The organism is Mesorhizobium sp. WSM1497 (assembly GCF_001672455.2).
Classification (GTDB): domain Bacteria; phylum Pseudomonadota; class Alphaproteobacteria; order Rhizobiales; family Rhizobiaceae; genus Mesorhizobium; species Mesorhizobium ciceri.
This window is the reverse complement of the sequence record NZ_CP021070.1, coordinates 2294574-2318178: the sequence shown is the minus strand read 5'-3', so window position 1 is coordinate 2318178 and position 23605 is coordinate 2294574. Positions and strand designations below refer to the sequence as shown.

Annotated in this window: 21 protein-coding genes; 15 read left to right on the top strand and 6 right to left on the bottom strand. The window is 63.1% G+C overall.

Annotation, left to right across the window (positions count from 1 at the left end; genetic code table 11):
* Window positions 1–199 precede the first annotated feature (199 nt).
* Both A9K65_RS11175 and A9K65_RS11170 read left to right on the top strand, forming a co-directional pair.
* Window positions 200–916: a response regulator transcription factor gene (locus tag A9K65_RS11175; RefSeq protein WP_013529960.1), complete on the top strand. Its 717-nt coding sequence runs from the start codon at window positions 200–202 to the stop codon at window positions 914–916.
* The gene (locus A9K65_RS11170; protein WP_024504540.1) at window positions 913–2319 is read left to right on the top strand and encodes an ATP-binding protein; all 1407 of its coding nucleotides are present in this window, start codon (window positions 913–915) and stop codon (window positions 2317–2319) included. Before A9K65_RS11175 ends, A9K65_RS11170 begins: the two co-directional genes overlap by 4 nt.
* 52 nt (window positions 2320–2371) lie before the next feature.
* Here the strand turns inward: A9K65_RS11170 and choV are convergent, their stop codons facing one another.
* From choV to A9K65_RS11155, 3 genes are all read right to left on the bottom strand, one after another.
* On the bottom strand, window positions 2372–3553 hold the full coding sequence (gene choV / locus A9K65_RS11165) for a choline ABC transporter ATP-binding protein (protein ID WP_013529958.1): 1182 nt from the start codon (window positions 3551–3553) through the stop codon (window positions 2372–2374).
* A complete protein-coding gene (gene choW, locus A9K65_RS11160) occupies window positions 3550–4404 on the bottom strand; it encodes a choline ABC transporter permease subunit (RefSeq protein WP_024504538.1) in 855 nt (284 codons plus the stop codon). Before choW ends, choV begins: the two co-directional genes overlap by 4 nt.
* Window positions 4405–4538: 134 nt before the next feature.
* On the bottom strand, window positions 4539–5474 hold the full coding sequence (locus A9K65_RS11155) for a choline ABC transporter substrate-binding protein (protein WP_013529956.1): 936 nt from the start codon (window positions 5472–5474) through the stop codon (window positions 4539–4541).
* Window positions 5475–5711: 237 nt separating this feature from the next.
* On the opposite strand from A9K65_RS11155, the gene A9K65_RS11150 reads away from it, so the two are divergent.
* From A9K65_RS11150 to A9K65_RS11115, 8 genes are all read left to right on the top strand, one after another.
* The gene (locus tag A9K65_RS11150) at window positions 5712–6323 is read left to right on the top strand and encodes a thymidine kinase (RefSeq protein WP_024504537.1); all 612 of its coding nucleotides are present in this window, start codon (window positions 5712–5714) and stop codon (window positions 6321–6323) included.
* An 89-nt stretch (window positions 6324–6412) separates the two neighbouring features.
* On the top strand, window positions 6413–6802 hold the full coding sequence (locus tag A9K65_RS11145; RefSeq protein WP_024504536.1) for a cytochrome c family protein: 390 nt from the start codon (window positions 6413–6415) through the stop codon (window positions 6800–6802).
* Window positions 6803–7113: 311 nt separating this feature from the next.
* Window positions 7114–8202, top strand: coding sequence for a hypothetical protein (locus A9K65_RS11140; protein ID WP_024504535.1), 1089 nt, complete (start codon window positions 7114–7116; stop codon window positions 8200–8202).
* Between the two features lie 31 nt (window positions 8203–8233).
* A complete protein-coding gene (locus tag A9K65_RS11135; RefSeq protein ID WP_013529952.1) occupies window positions 8234–9379 on the top strand; it encodes a hypothetical protein in 1146 nt (381 codons plus the stop codon).
* A gap of 24 nt (window positions 9380–9403) precedes the next feature.
* Entirely contained in the window at window positions 9404–11314 is a 1911-nt protein-coding gene (locus A9K65_RS11130) for an ATP-binding protein (protein WP_024504534.1), read from the top strand.
* A 42-nt stretch (window positions 11315–11356) separates the two neighbouring features.
* Entirely contained in the window at window positions 11357–12661 is a 1305-nt protein-coding gene (locus A9K65_RS11125) for a DUF6638 family protein (protein WP_024504533.1), read from the top strand.
* Between the two features lie 105 nt (window positions 12662–12766).
* Window positions 12767–13891 carry a DUF2333 family protein gene (locus A9K65_RS11120; RefSeq protein ID WP_013529949.1) on the top strand — a complete coding sequence of 375 codons (1125 nt, stop codon included), beginning with the start codon at window positions 12767–12769 and terminating at the stop codon, window positions 13889–13891.
* A gap of 313 nt (window positions 13892–14204) precedes the next feature.
* The gene (locus tag A9K65_RS11115; protein ID WP_024504532.1) at window positions 14205–15884 is read left to right on the top strand and encodes a formate--tetrahydrofolate ligase; all 1680 of its coding nucleotides are present in this window, start codon (window positions 14205–14207) and stop codon (window positions 15882–15884) included.
* 66 nt (window positions 15885–15950) lie between these two features.
* Here the strand turns inward: A9K65_RS11115 and A9K65_RS11110 are convergent, their stop codons facing one another.
* Window positions 15951–16595: a cysteine hydrolase family protein gene (locus A9K65_RS11110; protein WP_024504531.1), complete on the bottom strand. Its 645-nt coding sequence runs from the start codon at window positions 16593–16595 to the stop codon at window positions 15951–15953.
* Between the two features lie 126 nt (window positions 16596–16721).
* On the opposite strand from A9K65_RS11110, the gene A9K65_RS11105 reads away from it, so the two are divergent.
* Entirely contained in the window at window positions 16722–17717 is a 996-nt protein-coding gene (locus tag A9K65_RS11105; protein ID WP_024504530.1) for a helix-turn-helix domain-containing protein, read from the top strand.
* 5 nt (window positions 17718–17722) lie between these two features.
* On the opposite strand, the gene A9K65_RS11100 is transcribed toward A9K65_RS11105, so the two are convergent.
* A complete protein-coding gene (locus tag A9K65_RS11100) occupies window positions 17723–18280 on the bottom strand; it encodes a sugar O-acetyltransferase (protein WP_024504529.1) in 558 nt (185 codons plus the stop codon).
* 135 nt (window positions 18281–18415) lie between these two features.
* Here A9K65_RS11100 and A9K65_RS11095 point away from each other — a divergent pair, with 135 nt between their 5' ends.
* The 4 genes from A9K65_RS11095 to A9K65_RS11080 all read left to right on the top strand — a co-directional run bounded on the left by A9K65_RS11095 (window position 18416) and on the right by A9K65_RS11080 (window position 22690).
* The gene (locus A9K65_RS11095) at window positions 18416–18877 is read left to right on the top strand and encodes a membrane protein (RefSeq protein WP_013529944.1); all 462 of its coding nucleotides are present in this window, start codon (window positions 18416–18418) and stop codon (window positions 18875–18877) included.
* Window positions 18874–20250 (top strand): FAD-containing oxidoreductase, encoded by a 1377-nt coding sequence (locus A9K65_RS11090; RefSeq protein ID WP_064994487.1) that lies wholly within the window; start codon window positions 18874–18876, stop codon window positions 20248–20250. The genes A9K65_RS11095 and A9K65_RS11090 overlap by 4 nt, the downstream gene beginning before the upstream one ends.
* Window positions 20251–20375: 125 nt before the next feature.
* Entirely contained in the window at window positions 20376–21548 is a 1173-nt protein-coding gene (locus A9K65_RS11085; RefSeq protein ID WP_024504527.1) for an MFS transporter, read from the top strand.
* A gap of 86 nt (window positions 21549–21634) precedes the next feature.
* Window positions 21635–22690: a succinylglutamate desuccinylase/aspartoacylase family protein gene (locus A9K65_RS11080; RefSeq protein WP_064994768.1), complete on the top strand. Its 1056-nt coding sequence runs from the start codon at window positions 21635–21637 to the stop codon at window positions 22688–22690.
* A 1-nt stretch (window position 22691) separates the two neighbouring features.
* On the opposite strand, the gene A9K65_RS11075 is transcribed toward A9K65_RS11080, so the two are convergent.
* Window positions 22692–23462 (bottom strand): isocitrate lyase/phosphoenolpyruvate mutase family protein, encoded by a 771-nt coding sequence (locus A9K65_RS11075; protein ID WP_064994767.1) that lies wholly within the window; start codon window positions 23460–23462, stop codon window positions 22692–22694.
* Between the last annotated feature and the right edge of the window lie 143 nt (window positions 23463–23605).

The following is a 23605-nucleotide window of genomic DNA, read 5'->3' as shown; positions in this document are numbered from 1 at the left end:
GAGATCAGTTATGCCTTTGAAATTTTTCAGGAGTTTTTCTGAACTGTAGAATTTTGTTTCTGGAGTGTGTCTGAGAAAGCCGGTGTGAACCCCATCATAGCCACTGGCCAACATATGGCCTGAATTCTATCGTGTGGGTTGCGACCGAAGGGCTTGGCAATCAAAGACAGAAGGGCTTGGCAACAATGACAGGGCTGCTGTGAAATCCGATGCACACATACTGATCGTCGACGACGACAAGGGCATCCGCGACCTGCTGCAGGAATTCTTCCAGAAGCGGGGCCTGCACACCTCGGTTGCGGCCGACGGCATCGAGATGGAGACCATCCTGCGGCGCGTCCAGGTGGACCTCATCGTCCTCGACGTGATGCTGCCCGGCAAAAGCGGGCTGGAGCTGTGCCGCGACCTGCGCGCCCAGTATTCGACGCCGATCATCATGCTGACCGCCGTCACCGAGACGACCGACCGCGTCGTCGGCCTGGAAATGGGCGCCGACGACTATGTGCCCAAGCCCTTCGACCCGCGCGAGCTTTTGGCGCGCATCCGGGCCGTGCTCAGGCGCAATGGCGCCGCCGAGCCGAAGCGCGCCACCACCAAGCAGATCTACCGCTTCGCCGGCTGGACGATGGACTGTGCCCGGCGCCGGCTGATCGCACCCGACGATGTCAGGGTCGAGCTGACCATGGCCGAATTCAACCTGCTGCAGACCTTCGTCAAGAGTGCGCAGCGTGTGCTGACCCGCGACCAGCTCATCGAACTGTCCGGCGGCGACAGCGACTATTCCTTCGACCGCAGCATCGACATCCTGGTCAGCCGGTTGCGGCGCAAGATGGAGGACGACCCGAAGACGCCCAAGCTGATCCTGACCGTACGCAGCGGCGGCTACCAGTTCCTGCCCGAGACGACCTCCGAATGAGACGTTTCCTGCCGCAGACCTTGCCTGTCTGGGTGCTGCTGATCGTCATTGCCGGCCTGCTGATCAGCCAGGTCGCGACCCTCTACATCGTCTCGCGCGACCGCGCTGCCGCCAACGACGTCGTCGACCTCTACCGGCTCAACGACCGTGCCTTCTCGCTGGTGCAGCTCATGCATGACGCCAGTCCGGACGAGCGCAAGGCGACGGCGACCGGCCTGTTCAACTCCACCTACGCGCTCACCGTTTCGGACACGCCGGCGGTCACTTCGTCGATCGCCGGCGATGACGAATTGGCCGAACTCGAAGACATCCTCGTCGGCCGGCTGTCCAAATTCGGCATCACCGATGCACGCGTGCGCCGCGATCCGGCGACGCGCGAGGCCGACGACGCGGACGGCACGACGCCAGGACCCGACATCGGCCAGGTCGAGCGCGACCTTCTGGTGCTGGCCGCCGACTTCGCCCAGAGCGACAAGCTGACGGCATCGCTGCGCTTCGCCGACGGCCAATGGCTGAATTTCACCGAACCGATCACGCCCGTCGGCCCGATCCTGAGCTTCGACAGCCTGCCGCTCTATTCGCTGATCGCAGGGCTGGTGGTGATCATGTCGATCTGGTCGCTGCGCCGGCTGACGGCGCCCTACCGGATGATGGAAACCGCCGTGAACCGGATCGGCAAGGATCTGAAGAGCCCGCCGATCGCCGAGAGCGGCAGCCGCGAGGTGCGTGCCGCCGCCAAGGCGATCAATGCCATGCAGGCGAGATTGCGCGAATATGTCGAGGACCGCGAACATCTGGCGGCGGCACTGGCGCATGACCTGCGCACGCCGATGACCAGGATGCGCCTGCGCCTGGAGCTGTTGCGCAAATCGGCGGTCCGCGAGGCGCTGGCGCACGACCTCGCCGATGTCGAGAGCATCGCCAGCTCGGTGATCGACTTCGCCACCTTCGAAGTGACCGAGGAAAAGAACGAACGCATCGACTTCTGGTCGCTCGTGGAATCGATCGCCGACGGCTATGACGACGTCTCGTTCGACGACGAGACCCGTTCGCGCGGGCTGATCTGCATGGCGCGGCCGGTCGCGCTCAAGCGCTGCGTCACCAATCTGGTGCAGAACGCGGTCACCTACGGCAAGAAGGCGCATCTTTCGCTGCGCCGGTCGGAGGACATGATCCTGCTCACCATCCGCGATGAAGGGCCTGGCATACCGCAGGCGCAGATCGACGCCGTGTTCGGCTCGTTCGTGCGCCTCGAACAATCGCGCAACCGCCAGACCGGCGGTCTTGGTCTCGGCCTGACCATTGCCCGCAACATCGCGCGCGCCGCAGGTGGCGAGATCCGCCTGTCCAACAATCCCGGCGGCGGCCTGCTGACGCAACTGCGCCTGCCGCTGGCGGCATAAAAACAAGGCGCGCCCGGTCGCCGCGCCTCGCCGCCGTTGGATTCCGGAGAAACTACCGCCGCAACACCGCGCTCAGCACGTCGCGAATGCCGATGGCGCCGACGAAGCGCGACTGGTCGTCAAACAGCGCTACCGGAGCGGTCTGCGAACGGTGCATGGCCAGCATGACGGTTTTCAGCGAGGTGCCCGGGTTGGCCCAGAACACTTGCGCGGCTTCCTCGGATTGGCCTTCGACGTCGGCGCACGACACCCAGACCGCCGGCTTGCCGTCGCGTTCGGCCGCCGCAACCAGCCCGTGATCGTCGATCTTGAAGCGCGTCGTCTTGCGGCGGTCGAGCCAGACCCAGCCGTCCTTGCCGTGCTCCAGATCGCGACGGTCGCGCATCACGTTCCAGGCGGTCAGCACCGACAGCGGGTTCACATTGGCGATGAAGTCTCGGACATAGTCGTTGGCGGGCCGCAGCACGATGTCTTCGGGCGCGCCGGTTTGCACGATGCGCCCACCCTCCATGATGGTGATGTGGGAGCCGATCTTCAGCGCCTCCTCGAGGTCGTGGCTGACGAAGATGATGGTCTTCTTCAATTCAGTCTGCAGCTGCAGCAATTCGTCCTGCAGCTTGGTGCGGATGAGCGGGTCGAGCGCCGAGAACGGCTCATCCATCAACAGGATCGGCGCCTCGGTGGCGAAGGCCCGCGCCAGGCCGACGCGCTGCTGCATGCCGCCCGAAAGCTCATGCGCATATTTCTTCGACCACTGGTCGAGATTGACCAGCTTGAGCTGGCGTTGGACGCGCTCCTTGCGTTCGGCTTCCGGGACGCCGGCCAGTTCGAGGCCGAGACCGACATTCTCCTCCACCGTGCGCCAGGGCAAAAGGCCGAACTGCTGGAACACCATCGCCACCTGTTTCTGGCGCAGGCGCCGCAAGGTCGCCTCGTCGCAGGTGACGACATCGACGGTCTTGTCGCCATCCTTGACCAGCACCTGGCCGCGCGACACCACGTTGAGCCGGTTGACCGCCCGCAGCAATGTCGACTTGCCCGAACCGGAGAGGCCCATCAGAACGGAGATCTCGCCCTCGTTCACGGTCAGGCTGGCGCCGGCGCAGCCCAGTACATTGCCGGTCTTTTCGAGGATCTCGGCGCGGCTGGCGCCGGCGTCGATCATCTTCAGCGATCCGGCCTGGTCGGCCCCGAAGACGATATCGACGTTCCTGAAATCGACGGCGACGGTCATTTCTTGCCTCCAACGGCGATGCGGGTCATCCGGTCGAGCACGATGGCCAAAACGACGATGGCAAGCCCCGCCTCAAGCCCGAGGTCGATGCGGCGCGAGCCGAGCGCCCGGTTGATCTCGGTGCCGAGCCCGCCGGCGCCGATCAGTGCGGCAAACACCACCATCGACAGCGACAGCATGATCGATTGCGTCAGGCCGGCCATGATGGTGGGCAGTGCCGACGGCAGTTCCACCTTCCACAGCAGCTGGCTCTTGGTGGCGCCGAAAGCCTCGCCGGCCTCGACGATCGACTTCGGCACCGAGACGACGCCCAGATGCGTGAGCCGGACCGCGGTCGGAATGACGAAGATGATGGTGACGATGAGGCCGGGCGCGTTGCCGAGGCCGAACAGCGTCAGCACCGGGATCAGGTAGACGAAGGTCGGCAGCGTCTGCATCAGGTCGAGCACCGGCAGCATGACGCGGTAGACCTTCGGCTTGTGCGCTGCCCAGATGCCGAGCGGCACGCCGATGGCCATGGCCATGGCAGCGGCCGCGACGACCAGCACCAGCGTCTGCACCGTCTGCTTCCAAAGGTTCTGGTTGATGATGAAGATCAGGCCGAGAAAGACGCCGATGGCAAGTGGCCGCGAGCGTTGCAGCAGCCAGGCGACAACGGCGATGACCAGCGCCAGCAGCACCGGCGGCACCATCAAGAGGATGCCGACCAGCCCATCCAGCAGGAAATTGAGGCCATTCGAAAAGGCCCTGAACACAGTGTCGAAATTGTCGGTGAGGAAACCGAAGAAGGCCTTTCCCCAGGCGCCGATCGGAATCTTGTGATCGACCATGAATTTCGAAATCGGATCCATATCGCCCCTCTCGTGCAGGAGACCGCCCTGCCCCTCGGCCTCGGCCGTCGTCATCTTGTCACAGGATATGAAAAAGGGCAGCCTTTTCTAAGATGGCTGCCCTTCCTGGTTCGGCTTTGCCGAATTCAGTCGGCTCAGCTTCCGAGCGCGGTCTTGATGGCGGCGGCAGCGTCACCGCCGTCGAAGGTAGTCACGCCGGCTATCCACGGGGCAACGGCATCCGGGTGCTTCTTCAGCCAGTCGGTTGCAACCGTATTGGCGTCGCCGCCCTTGAGGATCGCGTCCATCATCTCGCCTTCCATGTCCAGGTTGAACTTCAGGTTGGCGATGAACTTGCCGGCGTTCGGGCATTCGGTGGTGTAGCCCTTGCGCACATTGGTGTAGACGGTGGCGGCGCCGAAGCCGCTGTCGCCCATGCCGTCGAGATAGGTGATCTTCATGGCGCCCATCACCGGATGCGGCGTCCAGCCGAGGAAGGCGATCCATTCATTGTTCTTCATCGACTGCTCGGCCTGCGTCAGCATGCCGGCTTCCGAGGATTCGACCAGCTCGAAGCCTTCGAGATTGTCCTTCGGGTTCTTGATCATGTCGAGGATGATGCGGTTGCCGTCATTGCCGGCCTCGATGCCATAGATCTTGCCGTTGAACTTGTCCTTGAACTTGCCGATATCGGTCAGCGATTTGACGCCGGCGTCGGCGACATAGGTCGGCACGACGATGCCGTAGCCGGCGCCGGTCAGGTTGGTGCTGATCGTCTCGACCGAACCGTCGGCTGTATAGTCCTTGATGTCGTTGGTCATCGACGGCATCCAGTTGCCGAGGAACACGTCGAGATCCTTGTTCTTCAGCGACGCCATGGTCACCGGCACCGACAGCTGGATCGTTTGCGGCTCATAGCCGAGCGCGGTCAGCAGCACGGAGGCGACGCCGGTCGTCGCCTGGATGTCGGTCCAGCCGACATCGGAAAGGCGCACCGCCTTGCAGCTTGCCGGATCACCGGCGTAGGCAGCGCTGGTTGACAAAAAAGCCGCCAGGCCGAGGCCGGCGACGAAAGAGTTCATACGCGACATAGACAGTCTCCCATTGTGATTCTTTGGCGAAGCGTAGCTACGGTTTCTATGCCCGCCTTGTTTCGTCAGCCAAACACCATTCTGGTGTGGTTTCAAGCATTAAGACAATCACGATCAACGGCGCGGGCTGGCCAATCAGCGACACATCAGGCGCTTTTGTCTGGCCAGCCGGCTTTTTCAGGGGAATGCCGCTCTGGCCCCTCCCCGTGTCAGGCCAAGTCGGCTTAAAAGAGCGGCATGGCCAAGCTTTACTTCCACTACGCGACGATGAACGCCGGCAAGACGACGATGCTCTTGCAGGCCTCTTACAATTACCGCGAGCGCGGCATGGGCACGATGCTGTTCGTCGCCGGCCACTACCGCAAGGGCGATACAGGCCTGATCTCGTCGCGCATAGGCCTGGAGACGGAAGCCGAGATGTTTCGCGACGGCGACGATCTGTTCGCCCGCGTCGCCGATCATCACGCGCATACGTCGGTGCATTGCGTCTTCGTCGACGAGGCGCAGTTCCTCGAGGAAGAGCAGGTCTGGCAGCTCGCCCGCATCGCCGACCGGCTGAACATCCCGGTCATGTGCTACGGCCTGCGCACCGATTTCCAGGGCAAGCTGTTTTCCGGCTCGCGCGCGCTGCTGGCCATCGCCGACGATTTGCGCGAAGTGCGCACCATCTGCCGATGCGGCCGCAAGGCGACGATGGTCGTGCGCCTCGGCCCCGATGGCAAGGTGGCGCGCCAGGGCGAGCAGGTGGCGATCGGCAAGGATGTCTATGTCTCGCTCTGCCGCCGCCACTGGGAGGAAGAGATGGGCCGCGCCGCGCCAGACGACTTCATCGGCTTTATCAAGGGCTGACGGTCGGCGGCCTTGACCCCGGCCCGATGCAGCGTTTCTTAAGGCTTCGGTACTATAACGCAGCCAGCCAGAGCTCCCCGGGGTCAGCCATGCTTCGAGCCGCTTCGTTCGCCAGTATCCTTCTCCTTGCCAGCTCGCTCGTAGCCCATGCCGGCGGTGATCCTGCCCTGGGCAAGAAGGTCTTCAACCGATGCATGGCCTGCCATGACGCAGCCACCGACCGCGACAAGGTCGGTCCGCATCTGTTGGGCGTCGTTGGCCGCACTGCCGGCAGTGCCGAGAGCTTTCTTGGCCACTATTCCGAGGCGATGAAGAGTGCCGGCGCCGCCGGCCTGATCTGGGATGAAGCCAATCTCGCCGAGTATCTCAAGGCCCCAAAGCTGAAGGTGCCGAGCAACAAGATGGCGTTCGGCGGCCTGACCAATGACGACGACATCGCCAATGTCATCGCCTATCTGAAGGCCGATCCCAAGCCCTGATCCGCTGTTCGTCAGCTCTGTAAAACCGGCTTTCCCCTCGCATATCGCGGCCGCGATTGCTTCAGTGATTTGCCGAATACAAAGGCATCCGTGCGCCATCGGCTTGCCGCATGAAAGTTCAATGACAGCTGAACTACGGCTGGCAGGCAAGCTAATCACGCCAGGCCCCCGCCTTCACTGGTTTTCAAGACCCTGATGGATTCTTTTGTTTTCACGCCGCCCTTGTCTTCACGTCTTTCAATCCCCCGATGCCCCACATATATTCGCCGCTGTTCGCGACCAGCGACGTCATGCCGAAGCGGGAGGCCCCAATGGCGACATTGCAGAATTTCGACGCCGAAATTGCCAAGACCAAGCAGGTCGTACAGGACATGCGCTCCAAGATCGAGCAGTCCGGCACCATGCTTGATACGCTCGCCACATCGGACAAGAAGATCGGCGACGCCAATTTCGACCTCGAGAACGCCCGCATCGAGGATGTGCTGAAGCAGCAAAAGGTGATGGAAGGCAACATTGCCGACCTGATCATCGGCCTGGAGGACGCCACCAACGTCTTCGGCTCCGAGTTCGAGAGCATGAAGAACTACACCGGCTGGGAAAAATTCATCGGTATCTTCTCCAGCCAGAGCAAGCAGCGCATGCGCACCGACCGCGTCCGCAACATGTCGCTGGCGGGCAATCTGCAGGAATTGCTGGTCAAATCCGACACCATCGTCGGCATATTGAAGGCGCAGAAAGAGGTCCTCGACCAGCGCTACAAGACCTCGGAAACCAGCCTGTCGCAGGTGATCGAGCGCCGCAAGACCACCATGACCAACCTCGAAGCCGTGCAGAAGCGCATCGAGGAGCTCAACCCGATGCTGCTCGACATCGAAAACAAGATCGCCGCTTCGACCAGCCAGAAGGACCGCACGCAGCTCGAAGGCGAACGCTCCAAGCTGGCGACGGAATACAACGAAAAACAGGCCAAGGAGCAGGAGCTGCTGGCCGAGAGCCAGACGCTCGAGCGCTACACCTCGATGTTCCAGACCTTCGTCGATTCGCTCAACAACCAGATCGCCGCGCAATCGACGCTGATCAACAAGCTGACCATCGATACCGAGCAGCGCATCGTGCTCTACAAGGCGCTGGAAGATTCGCTGAAGACCGCCGCCCAGCAGGACGTCGCCCACAAGATCAACACGCTGGGCAGCCAGGTCGACAACACCGCCGAGGAAACCATGGCCGGCATCGGTGCTGCTTCGCAAAAACACATCGGCGACCTACTCGAGATGCACGAGAAGAACATGGTCGCCACCGCCGACATCCAGCGCCGCAAGAAGCTGGCCGACGATGCCTTTGCCCGCCGCTTCGACGAGGTGCTGAAGAAGCACAATTCGGCAAACTACGTGCAGTCTTAGGGGTGACAGGACTGCCCGCGAGCGCACAGGCATGACCCCCGAAAACGAAGCGGCGGCACGATATTTCTCCGCCATCACGGCCGCGCTGAGCGGCCTTGAAGTGTTCATGCGCGACGATCGCTCGCCGCTTTACCGGCACGGCATCGTCGCCAAGATCGTCGCCGAATACATCGCCCGGCTCGACAAGTCGTTTTCCTGCTGGCGCAACCGGCTGGGCTTCATGGATACGTTCCGCATTTCGCGGGCCGAAAGCGGATTCCCGGTGTTCCAGAACCTGCTCGAACTGGAAAACGACCGCCGCCAGGCCGACGCGCGGCTTGCCAACATCCCGCTCGCCGGCGAATTGCGCGAGGAAATGGCCGACTTCATCCTGCGCCACAAGGAATTCCCCGAGGCGCTGCAGAAGTCGATGGCCGAGCGGCTCTATCTCGAGGACGTGAAGAGCGAGAACACGTTCGGTCCCTTCACGCTGGCGCAAACCGCCAAGGTCTCGGTCAATCCGAAGACGGGACGGCCCTATTATCTCGTCCATTGGGCGACGTTCGACGGCAGCGCCAACCTGCCCCTGGTCTACATGGTGACGGTGGAGGATTCTTCCGACGCGATGATCCGCCAGCTTGTCGACAGAAACGGCAAACTCAACGAGACGGTCGACATTCCGCTGCCGGTCGATGGCCTGCTCAATCCCGAGCTTGCCCATCGTTTCGACGATTTCACCGAGAAGAACTCCGCCTATACGCTGTCGCCGGCGACCATCGCGGTCAACCTCGACAAGGATTTCGAACCGCTGCACCCCAAGCAGCTGCGCCGCGTCGTGCTCGGCCCGTTCTATTCGGTGGGGATTACCGACAACAATTCGACGGTGACCGAGGTTCTGGCCAAGGTGCGCAAACCGGAAAATGCCTGGCTTTTGACCTGGACGATCCAGGAGGTCTATTCCAAGAGCGAGAAACCCGGCCGCAAGGGCCTGTTTTCGAGTGAGAAGACAACGCAGGAATTCTTCATCAACACTGATGATCTGGAAGCCGCGCGTCAGGGCGTGTCGAGCTATGAAAACCATGCGCTGATTCCGCACGAGGCCTATCAGGCACTCTACGCCGCCGGCGAAGCACAGAAGATTTTTGCCGGCTACAAGGTTCATATCCTGTCCAACGGACAGGTCATCTCAGACGTCTGACCGTCACACCACGGAGTACCCTTCATGGATACCGGCCTGACCACCATTCCGGAAGCCGCCATCGAGAAGCACCGCGCCACCGCGCAGAGCTTCATCACCCGCATCGTCGTGCTGGAGGACCCGTCACGGGAGTCCGGCACCGCGCTTGCCGGCACCAACCGCCGCTTCGTCTCGACCGTCTCGGTCGGCTCGGTGCGTCGCACGCGCGAGGTCGAGCTGGCCAAGACCGTCGGCGCCGTTCATCCCGACGACCAGCTGCTGACCATCCCGCAGCACACGCTCCTGTTTCGCGCCCGGCGCGGCACGGCGATCGCGCTGGCCATATCGGACGTCTTTGCCGAAGGCTCCGACCTCGAAAGCCTGCAGGCCAGGAATACCCGCGCGCCGCTCGAAGGCGACGAAGCGGCCACCTTCAAGAAGCTTCTGTCGGCCTCGGCTTACATCTCCGCCTTCAGCCTCGCCTCCTACCTGTTCCAGCTGATCGACAGCGACGGCGAGGCACCCAACGACATCCCCGAGCCGGACTTCCTGTTCGACACGCCGCAGGATGCGGTGAAGTCGATCCTCGCTGGCCTCGACAAGGCGATCTCGGGATCGTCCGATGATGCCGATTTGATGACAAGGGCACGCGCCTTCGCCCGCGTCGCCATCGACGGGCTTCTGGCCCGCAAGGGCCGCTTCGACGGCATCGGCCCGTTCGAGAACGCCCATATCCGCATCGATGCCGACGATTTCACTCTCGATGGTTTCGACGTCGCGCCGGGCAAGCGCTCAAAACCGCTGGTGATGACCTTCAAGAAGCCGGAAGAGGTCGTCGGCAACCACATCGCCAAATACCAGTCGGTCAAGCTCGCCAAGATGCTGATGGCCTATGATTTCGAGCGCGAACTCAATCCGTTCGTCGAGCTCGGCGGCTTCCTGTTCACCTTCATCGGCGACGGCGCCCCCGGCACTGGCAAGACGACGCTGATCCAGATGATCGCCGGCCTCGTCAACGGCTATTGCCAGGTCGCCGGCTATCCCTTCGCCTACGAGAATTTCGGCGTCGACCAGATCTCGTCCTATCAGGGCAAGTCGGGCCAGAACTGCCGCCAGTTCATCAACAATGTCTTGAACCCGCGCGTCATCGGCTTCGGCACCATCGACGACATCGACCAGGTGGCGGCGCGCCGCTCCGACGACCGCGCCTCGGCCGGCCAGCAGGAAATAACAGGCGTCTTGATGGACGCCTTCGCCGGCGCCGCCACCGTGGTGCGCGGCAACTGCTCGTTCGGCATGTTCTCCAACTACCCCGAAAATGTCGACGACGCGCTGCGTCAGCGCGCCGGCGCCCGCTGGCTGGTCGACGGGCCGCAGAGCCGCGACGACTACATCGATATTTTTGTCCTGCTGGCGGGGAAAAACCACAAGATCCCGCTCGGCGACCACGATCTCTACGCCGCGCAGGAAATCCAGCGCGCCGTGACCGAAGCCTATGAGGAGCACGAGAAGCCGCAGGAAGATGGGCTGATGAAGGTCTACGAGCGCTACATGAAGGAGAACGGCGCGCCGAAATCGATGGCCGATATCGGCACCTATCTGCACCTGATCAAGGATGCCGAGCCCCGCTTCACCGGTCGCGCCATCAAGAATGTCACCGACGCCATCAAGATGCGCGCCATGGACATCGAGCTTCCCGACGATTGGTTCGAGAAGCCGGAAGTCTTCATGCACAAGGGCTACGACGAGAAGAAAGCCATGATCGAGGAACTGCGCGGGCCGTTCTCGATGGACATGGTCATGCAGGAGATCAACCGCTACGCCGACTCGGAGTTCCGCTATTCCGACAAGTCCGACGACTCCGCCGTGGAAAAACTGCTGCGCGACGCCCGCCTGCGCGAACGGGCTGCGCGCGAGATGGAGGAGATGAAGAAGAAGGGGCTATGGAATGCGTGAGCTGCGCCGGCCTTCCCTTCACCCCTTGTGGGAGAAGGCAAGATGAGCCCCGCCAAAAAACCCGATCTCCTGCGCGACAATGAGCTGATCTATGGCCGGCTGCTGACGGTCGACGAGCCGCATCTGATCCAGCGCTACAACAAGGCGCTCGCCGCATTCGGCTTGAAGCCGACCAAGCTGAAGACCTTCCAGATCGATCGCACCGGCTTTTCGCCCGAAGTGGCCGAGGAATGCGACGACTACGACTATCTCGATCCCAACGAGGTCAACCGCCGTTTCATCATCCTGACGCCGTCGCAGATCGACCTGCCGGTGGTGCACACCGCCTTCTCCAACACCTCGCAGCTGATGTTCGAGTTCATGTCCAAGAACCAGCGCGCCATCGATGCGCTGACGATCAAGGATGTCATCTACGGCGAGATCGAGGATTCCGTTCCCAAGGTCAACGATATCGAGGACCTGCTGTCGATCAGCCAGGTCGAGTTCAAGGTGCTGTCGGCTGAGGATGTGCTGGGCAAGGCCGCCGAGCTCGGCAAGCTCGTCGACCGGTTGAAGCAGGAGCCCGACGCCTGGCGCGACAGCGCCATGCTGAACCGCATGGTCGAGCTCGCCAAGATCTGCGGCGACATCCGCGAGAACGCGCTGGTGCCCGACCAGGTGATCTTCCGCCACAACGCCTACTGGACCAGCCATTTCGGTGGCCTTTACGTCTTCGTCGACCCGGATGTGACGACGGTGATCAGCGATCCTGCGGCGCCAGGCTTCCGCCGTTCGCGGCCGTGGCAGGTCAGCTATCTCTCCATTAACGACGCCGACAAGGTGTTCAAGTTCCTCGCCACCACCGGCCGCATCGAGTTGCCGCGCGCCTCCTGGGTCGAGGCCTCGGGCTACCTCGAGCACCGCGCCGAGATGGTGGTGCGCGCGCTGATCCGCGATGCCGAGCCGAACCGCAACTTGACCAATGTCGACAAGGTCTGGCTGCAGACCTGGATCCAGAGCCATGCCGACCTGATCACCAGGGACGGCAATTTCCCTTTCCTCAACGCCGCCAAGCGCGAGATCGCCCAGCTCGGCCACCTGAAGATCGAGGATGTCTTCCCGCAGCAGCGCTTCCTGGTGATCCGCGCCAAGCCTGACCATCCTGACGCCTGGCTGACCAACCGGCTGATCTCGGATTTCGTGCCGTCGGACTTCGTCTCGCGCTACATCTTCAACAAGGACGGCTTCTACAAGGACTATGGCGGCTTCAGCGACGCCTGGCGATCGCATGTTGTGGACGTTCTCAAAACCACATATTTGAAGGACAAGGTGGCGTTTCGCACGCGCCTCTACGACCTGACTGACTAGAACGAAATGAACCGTTATTTCGTTCTAACTTCTTGTTTTGGCGCATAATGTTATCCAAAAAGTCTGCAACTTTTTGGCATCATGCTTGAGGGGGGTGACACAGCCATGCTCGATCCGATCGTGAACTTCTTCACCCGCATTTTCCAGTGGATCGGCCGCGGTATCGGGCTTTTGATCGGCGTCATCCTTTGGCCGTTCCTGTGGGCCGGACGCTGGTACACGCAACGCGGCTGGATCCTCAAGGCGGCGGTCGGCCTTGCTCTGCTGGTGCTGATCGGCCTCTATGCCAATTTCTTCTACGCCACCCAGTGGTGGAACAATTTCAACCCGAACTATCCAGACACCTACACGTTCGAGAAGCGCAATGTCTCCGCTGGCGAACAGGTCTCCGCCGGCGCCGGCACCGACACGGCCAAGACCTGCGGCAACTCCGGCATTGCCCAGATCGCCGCCGACCTGACCGACTTCAACGTCAACCAGAATGCCTGGATCTCGTCGATGATCCTCTACAAGCTCGGCCTGTTCGGCATCGACTGGGACAACACGCCGTGGATGGACAACAAGGCCTCCTTCCAGCGCGGCATCAACCAGGCGGTGCGGCGCACGGCGACCGAACTCGCCGACAATCTCGGCCGCGTCCGCACCACCTCGCAGATCGACAGCGATCTGCAGAATGCCCGCGGCAACCTGCAGTTCGACGAGGAGACCTGGTATTTCGGCCTGAACCCGTTCGGCCCCAAGACACCGACGCCGAGCTACTATCGCGACGCCGTGCGCATGCTGCGTTCCTTCAACGCTCGCCTTGCCACCTGCCAGGCGACATTCGACGCCCGCGCCGACAATCTGAAACAGTATATCGACCGCATCTCGTCCGACATCGGCTCGACCTCGGCGATCCTCAAGGAACGCGCCGAGAACCACAACAATGGCTGGTTCGACTTCCGCGCCGACGACCGCTACTGGTTCGCCTATGGCCAGCTCTATGGCTATTACGGCCTGATGAAGGGCGCCCAGGCCGACTTCGAGGACGTCATCAAGGAAAAGCATCTGCAGAACCTGTGGGACACGATGGACTCGCAGTTCGTTTCGGCGCTGAAGATCCAGCCTTTCATCATCGCCAATGGCCGCGAGGATGGCTGGCTGTTGCCGACGCATCTGACGACGATGGGCTTCTATGTGCTCAGGGTGCGCTCCAACATGGTCGAAATCAGCAACGTTCTGACGCAGTAGCGCTGTTCCATTAGGGACCAGGCGATGGTGAATTTGCGCCGTCGCCTCTGTCGCATTCCGTGCATTGTGCGGCTGTTTTGAGACGGCGGAACGACGCGTCCTCTGGCTTCTATACGGCGCGGCAACGGAGCCAGGAAGAACCGACGACAGGTCGGCCGGTCCGCAGAAGAATTTTCTCAAGAGGAAACATAGTTGCATACAAGTTGACGCCGCGGCAGCGACAGGGTTAGAACATGCCCGCGCCCGGTTCCAACCTGCTTGCCAGTAAGACCAAACCCGTCCCCTCCACCGTCCAATCCAGAGGAAAGCCGTCATGGCCGAAGTGAAGTCCGACATCGAGATCGCGCGCGGCGCCAGGAAAAAGCAGATCCAGGAGATCGGCCAGAAGATCGGCATCCCGACCGAACACCTGCTGCCCTACGGCCACGACAAGGCCAAGATATCAGCCGAATTCATCAAATCGGTGAAGGGCAACAAGGACGGCAAGCTGATCCTCGTAACCGCCATCAACCCGACGCCGGCCGGCGAAGGCAAGACCACGACCACGGTTGGTCTCGGCGACGGCCTGAACCGCATCGGCAAGAAGGCGATCGTCTGCATCCGCGAGGCTTCGCTCGGCCCGAACTTCGGCGTCAAGGGCGGTGCCGCCGGCGGCGGCTATGCGCAGGTCGTGCCGATGGAGGACATGAACCTCCACTTCACCGGCGACTTCCACGCCATCACCACCGCACACAACCTGCTTTCGGCGCTGATCGACAACCACATCTACTGGGGCAATGAGCTCGGCATCGACACCCGCCGGGTCGTCTGGCGCCGCGTCATGGACATGAACGACCGCGCGCTGCGCGAGATCATCTGCTCGCTCGGCGGCGTCGCCAACGGCTTCCCGCGCGAGGGCGGTTTCGACATCACCGTCGCCTCGGAAGTCATGGCGATCCTCTGCCTGTCGACCGACCTGAAGGACCTGGAAAAGCGCCTCGGCGATATCATCGTCGCCTATCGCCGCGACAAGTCAGCCGTCTATGCCCGCGACCTCAAGGCCGACGGCGCCATGGCTGTGCTGCTGAAGGACGCCATGCAGCCGAACCTGGTGCAGACGCTGGAGAACAACCCGGCCTTCGTGCATGGCGGGCCGTTCGCCAACATCGCGCATGGCTGCAACTCGGTCGTCGCCACCACGACGGCGCTCAAGCTCGCCGACTATGTCGTCACCGAAGCCGGCTTCGGCGCCGATTTGGGTGCTGAAAAGTTCTTCGACATCAAGTGCCGCAAGGCGGGCCTGAAGCCGGCAGCGGCGGTCATCGTCGCCACCGTGCGCGCCATGAAGATGAATGGCGGCGTCAAGAAGGAAGACCTCGGCACGGAAAACGTCGAAGCGGTGAAGAAGGGCTGCGCCAATCTTGGCCGCCACATCGAGAACATCAGGCAGTTCGGCGTGCCGGCGGTGGTTGCCATCAACCATTTCTATTCCGACACCGACGCCGAGATCCAGGCGATGAAGGACTATGTCGCCTCGATGGGCGAAGAAGCGATCCTGTGCAAGCACTGGGCACACGGCTCGGCCGGGATCGAGGATCTCGCCAACAAGGTGGTGGCACTGGCCGAATCCGGCGCCTCGCAGTTCGCGCCGCTCTATCCCGACGCCATGCCGCTGTTCGAGAAGATCAACACCATCGTCCAGCGCATCTATCGCGGCTCGGAAGCGATCGCCGACAAGTCGGTGCGCGACCAGCTCAAGGCGTGGGAAGACGCCGGCTACGGCCATTTGCCGGTGTGCATGGCCAAGACCCAGTATTCCTTCTCGACCGACCCGAACCTGCGCGGCGCGCCGACCGGCCACACCGTGCCGGTGCGCGAGGTCAGGCTTTCGGCCGGTGCCGGCTTCGTCGTCATCATCTGCGGCGAGGTCATGACCATGCCGGGCCTGCCGAGGGCGCCGTCCTCGGAAAAGATCTTCCTCAATGAGGCCGGCAATATCGAAGGCCTGTTCTAAAATCCTTCAATTCAAACAGAAAGGGCGCCGCAGCGATGCGGCGCCCTTCTGTTTTTTCGGATAGCCCTAAGCTGCGCTGCGCGACAGGGCCCGCTGGTTGGAGCCGAAGATCGTGTCGCGCTCCGGCAGCGCGCCGGTCTGCAGGCACTCCACCCATTCGGCGGTCTTGAGCACGGCGGCGAAGCGCGACTGCAGGATGATCGTGACCACGCGATGGATCTCCTCGGCCGAGGCGTAGCCGGCGCTGTTGGCGTAAGGCACCGAGCCGGTCGCATCCGACAGGAACTCGACGGCAAAGCCCATATGCACGGCGTGGATAATGGTCGACAGGTCACAATTATGCGTCATGTAGCCGACCACCGTAATCGTATCGATGGCATTGGCGCGAAGCCAGTCTTCCAGATCAGTGCCGGTGAAGGCGGAGGGCAGGTTCTTTTCGACATAATGGTCGCGCTTGCGCCTGACGATTTCGGGATGCAGTTCGCCGCCGTGACTGCCCTTGGCGAAGATCGGCGAGGTCTCGGGCGCCATCTGCTTGACGACCACCACCTTGATGCCGGCAGCAGTCGCTGCATCCATGGCGCGTGCCACATTGACGACGCTGTCGCGGAACGGCGGATGCTGGATGGCGAGATTGCCGCCGTCGTAATCGTTCTGCACATCGACGACGATCAGCGCCCGGCGGGGCGCGGTGTTGGCTGGGTCAGACATGGTGTTTCCTTTCCGGCTTGAATTCGATGGATGGAAGATAGGCGGGCTGCCAGACAGCCGAAAGTGGCCCGATTGACATCATTCGAAAGAATTGGGACAATCCGCATTCAACCGCTGGAAGCACCCATGAACGACCCGATCATTGCCGTCCTCGCCTTCGACGGCATCAGCCCGTTCCATCTTTCCGTACCGTGCCTGGTCTTCGGCGAGGACAGGACGGCGCTTGGCCTGCCGCGCTTCGACTTCCGCATCTGCGCGGTCAAGGCCGGCCCGATCCATACCGAAGCCGGGCTGACAATTGCCGCGCCGCATGGGCTCGAAGGGCTCGACGGCGCCGATATCGTCATCATCCCGAGCTGGCATCATCTGAGCGAACCGGTATCGCCGCTGCTGATGGAAGCGCTGCGCCATGCGCACCAACGCGGCGCCTTGATTGTCGGCCTGTGCCTCGGCACCTTCGCCATTGCAGCGGCCGGGCTGCTTTCGGGCCGACGTGCCGCGACGCACTGGGCCTATTGCGAACAATTGCAAACACTCCATCCCGACATCGCTGTCGATGCCGCGGTGCTCTACGTCGACAATGGCGATGTCGTGACCTCGGCCGGCGTCGCCGCCGGCCTCGACTGCTGTCTCCACATCGTGCGCGCCCGCTATGGCGCGGAAGCAGCACTGCGGCTCGCCCGCCAGATCGTGCTTTCTCCGCACCGGCAGGGTGGGCAGGCACAGTTCATCGAGCATCCGGTGGCAAGAAGCGCGGACGCCGACCGCTTCACCCAGGCCCTCGACGCGGTTCGCGCGACGCTTGGCGAGGCGCATAGCCTGGACCGCGTCGCCGAGGCCGCCGGCCTGACCCGCCGCACCTTTACCCGTCGCTTTCAGAAATCGATCGGCGCCAGCTTTGGCGATTGGCTGACCAGCCAGCGGATCGAACTGGCGCAGCGTTTGCTGGAAGCGACGGAGAAATCGATGGACATGATCGCCTTCGAAGCCGGCTTCGGCAGCGCCACCTCGTTGCGTCAGCATTTTGCCGCGAGACTGAGGACATCGCCGGCGCAATACCGGCGCGAGTTTTCCAGGCGAGGCGATCAGGAAGAGCGCATGACGTATGTCCTGTCGTCCTGACCTGTTCAGCCCCGCTTGACCGGCCGCGCCGGATTGCCGATCACCGTGGCGTTCGCCGCCACGTCGCGCGTCACCACCGCACCGGCGCCGACGGTGGCGCCTTCACCGATGCTGACGCCGCCAAGGATGACGGCTGAGCCGCCGATCCAGGCATTGGCGCCGATCTCAATCGGTCGGGCGATCTCCAGTCCGGCCTGCCGCCCACTGGCCTCCTTGTGGTGCTCGGCGCAGTAGATCTGCACGTTCGGGCCGAGCAGCGTTGCCTTGCCGATGCGCACGCTCGCCGTGTCGAGGATGGTGCAGCCGGCATTGAGAAACACGCCGTCGCCGAGAAAGATGTTGAAGCCATAGGCGCAGTGGAACGGCGCCTCGATACGGGCGCCCTCGCCGGCTCTTCCCAGCAGTGCCTTCAGAGCCGGCCCGAGATTGCCGCGTTGACGAGGCGGCAGCAAGTTGTGCTCGAACACCGCATCGCGCGCTATCATCCGCAACGACTCCAGTTCGTCATCGAGGCAGGTATACCATTCGCCGGCCACCATCTTCACGCGCTCGCTCTCAGCCATGATGCGGTCTCCAGTTCACGTCCTTGCAAAGCACAAGTGCAGCCAAAAGCGCCGATGCCAGTACTGGTCAAATATTGGACCTATGGTAGCCTGTGACTCAAGGCCGTCTTGGCCCGTGATCCAGGGGGATCGACCATGCTCTACATTCTGGCACTTCTGATCGGCGTCATTGCCGGTCTTCGCGCCATGACGGCGCCGGCCGCCATTGCCTGGGGCGCTTATCTCGGCTGGCTGACGGTTGCCGGCACTTGGGCGAGCTTCATGAGCCATTGGGCGGCTGTCGGCATCTTCACCATCCTGGCCATCGTCGAGCTGGTCACCGACCAGTTGCCGTCGACGCCGAGCCGTAAAGTACCCCAGCAGTTCGGCGCCCGTATCGTTACGGGCGCTTTCACCGGCGCGGTGATCGGCGCCACCGGTGGCGCCACCATCGGCGGCCTGATCGCGGGGGCCATCGGCGCTGTCATCGGCACGCTGGGCGGCGCCGAAGCTCGCGGCCGGCTCGCGGCCGCCTTCGGCAAGGATCCGCCCGCCGCCTTTATCGAGGACGCGGTGGCGATCATCGGCGGCCTGCTGATCGTAGCGGCGGTGGCATGACGACGAAAATCTTCGACGCCATCATCATCGGTGCCGGACAGGCTGGCCCTCCGCTGGCCGGGCGGCTGACGGCCGCCGGCATGAGCGTCGCGCTGATCGAGCGCAAGCTGGTCGGCGGCACCTGCGTCAACACCGGCTGCATGCCGACCAAGACCATGGTCGCCAGCGCCTATGCCGCGCATCTGGCGCGCCGCGCCGCCGACTACGGCGTGACGCTCAGTGGCCCCGTCGGCGTCGACTACGCCGTGATCAAGGCGCGCAAGGACAAGGTGACGATCGACGCCCGCACCAATCTTGAGACCTGGATTGCCGGCATGGACAAGTGCACCCTCTATCGCGGCCATGCGCGTTTCGAATCCGCCAACACGGTGCGCGTCGGCGACGATCTTTTGACCGCCGAAAAGATCTTCCTCAACACCGGCGGCCGCGCCTCGGTGCCCGACCTTCCCGGCATCCACGACATCGACTATCTGACCAACTCGTCGATGATGGATCTCGACGTGCTGCCGCGCCATCTCGTCGTCGTCGGCGGCAGCTACATCTCGCTCGAATTCGCTCAGATGTTCCGCCGCTTCGGCGCGGAAGTCACCGTCGTCGAGAAGAGCCCGCGCCTGACCGGCCGCGAGGACGAGGATGTCTCCGCCGCCATCCTGTCGATCCTCGAAAACGAAGGCATCGCGGTCCATGTCGGCGCCGACGACATTGCCTTCGCCAGACAGGGTGACGACATCGCCGTGACCTTCTCCGCCGGCAAGCCACCGGCGGTCGGCTCGCATGTGCTGCTGGCGCTGGGGCGCACGCCCAACACCGACGATCTCGGCCTGGAAAGGGCCGGCGTCGAGGTCGACAAGCGCGGTTTTGTCACCGTCGACGACCAGCTGCGCACCAGCGTGCCCGGCATCTGGGCGATGGGCGACTGCAACGGCAGGGGCGCCTTCACTCACACGTCCTACAACGACTACGAGATCGTCGCCGCCAATTTGCTCGACAACGATCCGCGGAGGGTCAGCGACCGGATCGAAGCCTATGCGCTCTACATCGACCCGCCGCTTGGCCGCTGCGGCATGACCGAGGCCGCGGTGAAGAAATCCGGCCGTCGCGCACTGGTCGGCCAGCGGCCGATGACCCGCGTCGGCCGCGCTATCGAAAAGGGCGAGACGCAGGGTTTCATGAGAATCCTGGTCGATGCCGACACCAGGGAGATCCTCGGCTGCTCGGTGCTCGGCCCCGGCGGCGACGAGGCTATCCATTGTGTGCTCGACCTGATGTACGCCAAGGCGCCCGTCGACACGCTGGCGCGTGCCGTGCACATCCATCCCAATGTTTCGGAGTTGCTGCCCACCATTGCCCAGGAGCTGAAGCCGCTGGCGTGACAGCCCGTTGAAGACCCATTTTAAAGCTCTTCCTTTTCTGCATCGCTGCAATGCAGCAATGCAGCTTGCGCACGGTGGCGTGCTTCGCGCAGTCTGGAATTGAACCGATTCAGTCTGGACGCACCATGCCCTTGCCGATCCTTGCGCTTGCCATTGCGTCCTTCTGCATCGGCACCACCGAATTCGTCATCATGGGCTTGCTGCCTGAGGTCGCCGCCGACCTCGGCGTGTCGATCCCCGCGGCGGGCCTGCTGGTTACCGGATATGCGCTGGGCGTCGTCTTCGGCGCCCCGATCGTCGCCATGGCCACTGCGCATTTGCCGCGCAAGCCGGTGCTGGTCGGGCTGGCCGTGCTGTTCGTCGTCGGCAATCTGTTTTGCGCCATCTCGCCCAACTACTGGACGCTGATGGCCGCGCGCGTCTTCACCGCTTTCGGCCACGGCGCCTTCTTCGGCATCGGCTCGGTCGTTGCCGCCAGCCTGGTGCCGCGCAACAAGCGCGCCAGCGCTATCGCGCTGATGTTCGCCGGGCTGACGCTGTCCAACATCCTGGGTGTTCCCGCCGGAACCGCACTTGGCGAAGCGTTCGGCTGGCGCTCCACCTTCGTTGCCGTGGTCGGTATCGGCCTGATCTCGGTGGCAGCGATCGCCTGGTTGGTGCCGTCCGATGTCGCCGAGCCAAGCGGTGGCGGCCTGCGCGGCGAGCTGCGCGTGCTGGGCAAGCTGCAGGTCTGGCTGGCCATGCTGATCGCGGCGCTGACCTCCGCAAGCCTGTTCACCGTCTTCACCTACATCAAACCCTACCTCACCGAGGTATCGGGCTTGTCGACCTCGGCAGTCACGTGGGTTCTGCTGCTGTTCGGCGCGGGCATGACCATCGGCAACATCATCGGCGGCAGACTGGCCGACTGGAAACTGATGCCGACAGTGATCGGCACCCTGCTGCTGATGGCCCTGCTTTTCGTTGGATTCAGGCAGTTCGGCGCAATCGCCAGCGTTGCCATCGGCATCGTCTTCCTGTGGGGCCTGCTCATCTTCGTCGTCGTGCCGCCGTTGCAGATCCGGGTCGTCGAGGCGGCCTCCGAGGGACCGAACCTCGCCGCCACGCTGAACCAGGGCGCCTTCAATATCGGCAATGCCAGCGGCGCCTGGATAGGCGGCGTGGCCCTGTCCGCCGGTGTTTCCTATGCCAATTTGCCGCTGGTCGGCGCAGCACTCGCTGTTTTGGCGGTCACCGTCGCTGTGCTGTCGCAGGCGCTGGACCGGCGCGCGCCGGTCATCCCGCTTCCGGCTGAATAGTCTCTTGCGCCCATAGCGCGGCAGGCTGGACCAATCGACATCGGCGCCTTCAAATCGCATGTCTCTCGCTCCTGATGGAGGAAGTCATGCAGAAATCGATCGAACGCATCGCCGGCGAAAGCGAAGGGGTTTCCTACGAATTCCCGCTGTTCCGCTTCACTGGTTCCGACAAGGCTGCTCCTTCGGCCTATCTGCAGGCGGCACTCCATGCCGGCGAATTGCCGGGTGTCGTCGCCATCGACGCGCTGATGCCGATGCTTGCCAGGGCGGAGGCCGAAGGCCGCATCGAGGGCAACCTCACCATCGTGCCCTGGGCCAACCCGATCGGCCGGGCGCAATATCATTTCGGCGAGCATCAGGGCCGCTTCCATCTCGGCACGCGCACCAATTTCAACCGCGGCTTTCCGCTGCTAACGGCGCCCGACACAGCGCTCTTGCCCGACACCACCCTTGGCAGCGTCGACCAGCGGCTGAAGACGCGGCTGGTGCAGCTGTCGCTCGGCCACGACATCATGCTCGACCTGCACTGCGATGACGAGGGCCTCGCCTATCTCTACGTCCACACCAGCCTGTGGCCTGCCATGGCCGATTGCGCCGCCGCCATGGGCGTCGACGCGGTCGTGCTGTGGAGCGAAGACACTGACGGCACCTTCGAGGGCGCCTCGATCATGCCCTATCAGAACGTCCCCGCCGATGTGGCCAAGCTCGACCGTCGCGTCGCCACCACCGTCGAATATCGCGGCATCCTCGATGTCGACGGTGCCTTGGCCGCCGCCGACGCCGACGGCCTCTACCGGCTGCTGGTGGCGCGCGGCGTGATCGCCGACAGCGCCCTGCCCGCGCCGGGTCCTTTCACCGGCTTCGTGGCGCCATTGGAAAACATCGACATGATGCCGGCGCCACGGGCCGGTGCCGTGCTCTACGACGTGAAGCCCGGCGACCGCGTCGCCAAGGGCGCGCGCCTCGCCACCATCGTCCATGCACCGGGTGAAACCGATGGCCGCACCGAAGTGTTCGCGCCGCAGGACGGCATCATCCTGACCCGCCGCTCGCGCCGCATCATCCGCGCCGGCGAAGATCTTCTGAAGCTGGTCGGCGACAGGAAGAGCACTGATGCCCGGTCGGGAACGCTGGAGGACTGACTTAGCCCGAAATAGCCAGTCGCGCTTTCGCCTCCAGCCATTCGGACATCTGCCGGTAAGGCATCGGGCCGTGACTGATGCGGGCGACACCCAGTTCCGCCAGCCGCTGGCGCGGCGGCACATGCGCCAGCGCAATGATGTTGACCGGCAACGCAATTGCCTTGCAGAGCGTCTCGATCAGGCCTTCGTCGCCAAGGCCCGGCGCAAAGAAGCCGTGCGCGCCGGCTTTTTCGAAGGCCTGTGCGCGCTCGATGGCCTGGTCGAGCAGAACGTCATCATGCGCATCCGGTTTCGCCTTGAGGAAGATGTCGGTTCGAGCGTTGATGAACGCCGGTATGCCGGAAGCCTTGACGGCCGCCGCCGCGGCTTCGATGCGCTTTGCCTGCACGGAAATGTCATGCAGGCCGCTGCCACCGACAATCTGATCCTCGAAATTGAAACCGATAGCGCCGGCCCGCAGCGCCAACGCCACCGTGCGAGCGACGATTTCCGGGTCAACGCCGTAGCCGCCCTCGAGGTCCATGGTCACCGGCAGATCGACCGACCCGACGATGCGCTTGATGTTGTCGAGCGCCAGTTCCAGCGGGATTTTCTCGCCATCGGCGTAGCCGAACGCGGCCGCGACCGGCCAGCTTCCGGTGGCGATCGCCTTGGCACCCGCTTTCTCGATGATCTTGGCCGAACCCGGATCCCAGGCATTGTAGAGGACGACCGGGTTGCCCTTGACGTGGAGGGAATGAAACGTCCGCGCGCGCTCGATCTGCTCGGTCATGGTTGTTTTCCCGTCTTCCTGCTGTTGGATGAGCACTCTAAGCGGCACTGTCGGCTCTGGCGATGTGCCATGAGCCTGAGAAGCGGCGGCCAACGAACAGACTTTCAAACCTGTTGCGCATCCTTCTTTTCGCAGCTATGGAT

Bases quoted from the DNA above. Each gene is read 5' to 3' on its own strand.
- A9K65_RS11170 (WP_024504540.1), top strand. From the start codon at position 913: ATGAGACGTTTCCTGCCGCAGACCTTGCCTGTCTGGGTGCTGCTGATC.
- choV (WP_013529958.1), bottom strand. From the start codon at position 3,553: ATGACCGTCGCCGTCGATTTCAGGAACGTCGATATCGTCTTCGGGGCC.
- choW (WP_024504538.1), bottom strand. From the start codon at position 4,404: ATGGATCCGATTTCGAAATTCATGGTCGATCACAAGATTCCGATCGGC.
- A9K65_RS11155 (WP_013529956.1), bottom strand. From the start codon at position 5,474: ATGTCGCGTATGAACTCTTTCGTCGCCGGCCTCGGCCTGGCGGCTTTT.
- A9K65_RS11150 (WP_024504537.1), top strand. From the start codon at position 5,712: ATGGCCAAGCTTTACTTCCACTACGCGACGATGAACGCCGGCAAGACG.
- A9K65_RS11145 (WP_024504536.1), top strand. From the start codon at position 6,413: ATGCTTCGAGCCGCTTCGTTCGCCAGTATCCTTCTCCTTGCCAGCTCG.
- A9K65_RS11140 (WP_024504535.1), top strand. From the start codon at position 7,114: ATGGCGACATTGCAGAATTTCGACGCCGAAATTGCCAAGACCAAGCAG.
- A9K65_RS11135 (WP_013529952.1), top strand. From the start codon at position 8,234: ATGACCCCCGAAAACGAAGCGGCGGCACGATATTTCTCCGCCATCACG.
- A9K65_RS11130 (WP_024504534.1), top strand. From the start codon at position 9,404: ATGGATACCGGCCTGACCACCATTCCGGAAGCCGCCATCGAGAAGCAC.
- A9K65_RS11125 (WP_024504533.1), top strand. From the start codon at position 11,357: ATGAGCCCCGCCAAAAAACCCGATCTCCTGCGCGACAATGAGCTGATC.
- A9K65_RS11120 (WP_013529949.1), top strand. From the start codon at position 12,767: ATGCTCGATCCGATCGTGAACTTCTTCACCCGCATTTTCCAGTGGATC.
- A9K65_RS11115 (WP_024504532.1), top strand. From the start codon at position 14,205: ATGGCCGAAGTGAAGTCCGACATCGAGATCGCGCGCGGCGCCAGGAAA.
- A9K65_RS11110 (WP_024504531.1), bottom strand. From the start codon at position 16,595: ATGTCTGACCCAGCCAACACCGCGCCCCGCCGGGCGCTGATCGTCGTC.
- A9K65_RS11105 (WP_024504530.1), top strand. From the start codon at position 16,722: ATGAACGACCCGATCATTGCCGTCCTCGCCTTCGACGGCATCAGCCCG.
- A9K65_RS11100 (WP_024504529.1), bottom strand. From the start codon at position 18,280: ATGGCTGAGAGCGAGCGCGTGAAGATGGTGGCCGGCGAATGGTATACC.
- A9K65_RS11095 (WP_013529944.1), top strand. From the start codon at position 18,416: ATGCTCTACATTCTGGCACTTCTGATCGGCGTCATTGCCGGTCTTCGC.
- A9K65_RS11090 (WP_064994487.1), top strand. From the start codon at position 18,874: ATGACGACGAAAATCTTCGACGCCATCATCATCGGTGCCGGACAGGCT.
- A9K65_RS11085 (WP_024504527.1), top strand. From the start codon at position 20,376: ATGCCCTTGCCGATCCTTGCGCTTGCCATTGCGTCCTTCTGCATCGGC.
- A9K65_RS11080 (WP_064994768.1), top strand. From the start codon at position 21,635: ATGCAGAAATCGATCGAACGCATCGCCGGCGAAAGCGAAGGGGTTTCC.
- A9K65_RS11075 (WP_064994767.1), bottom strand. From the start codon at position 23,462: ATGACCGAGCAGATCGAGCGCGCGCGGACGTTTCATTCCCTCCACGTC.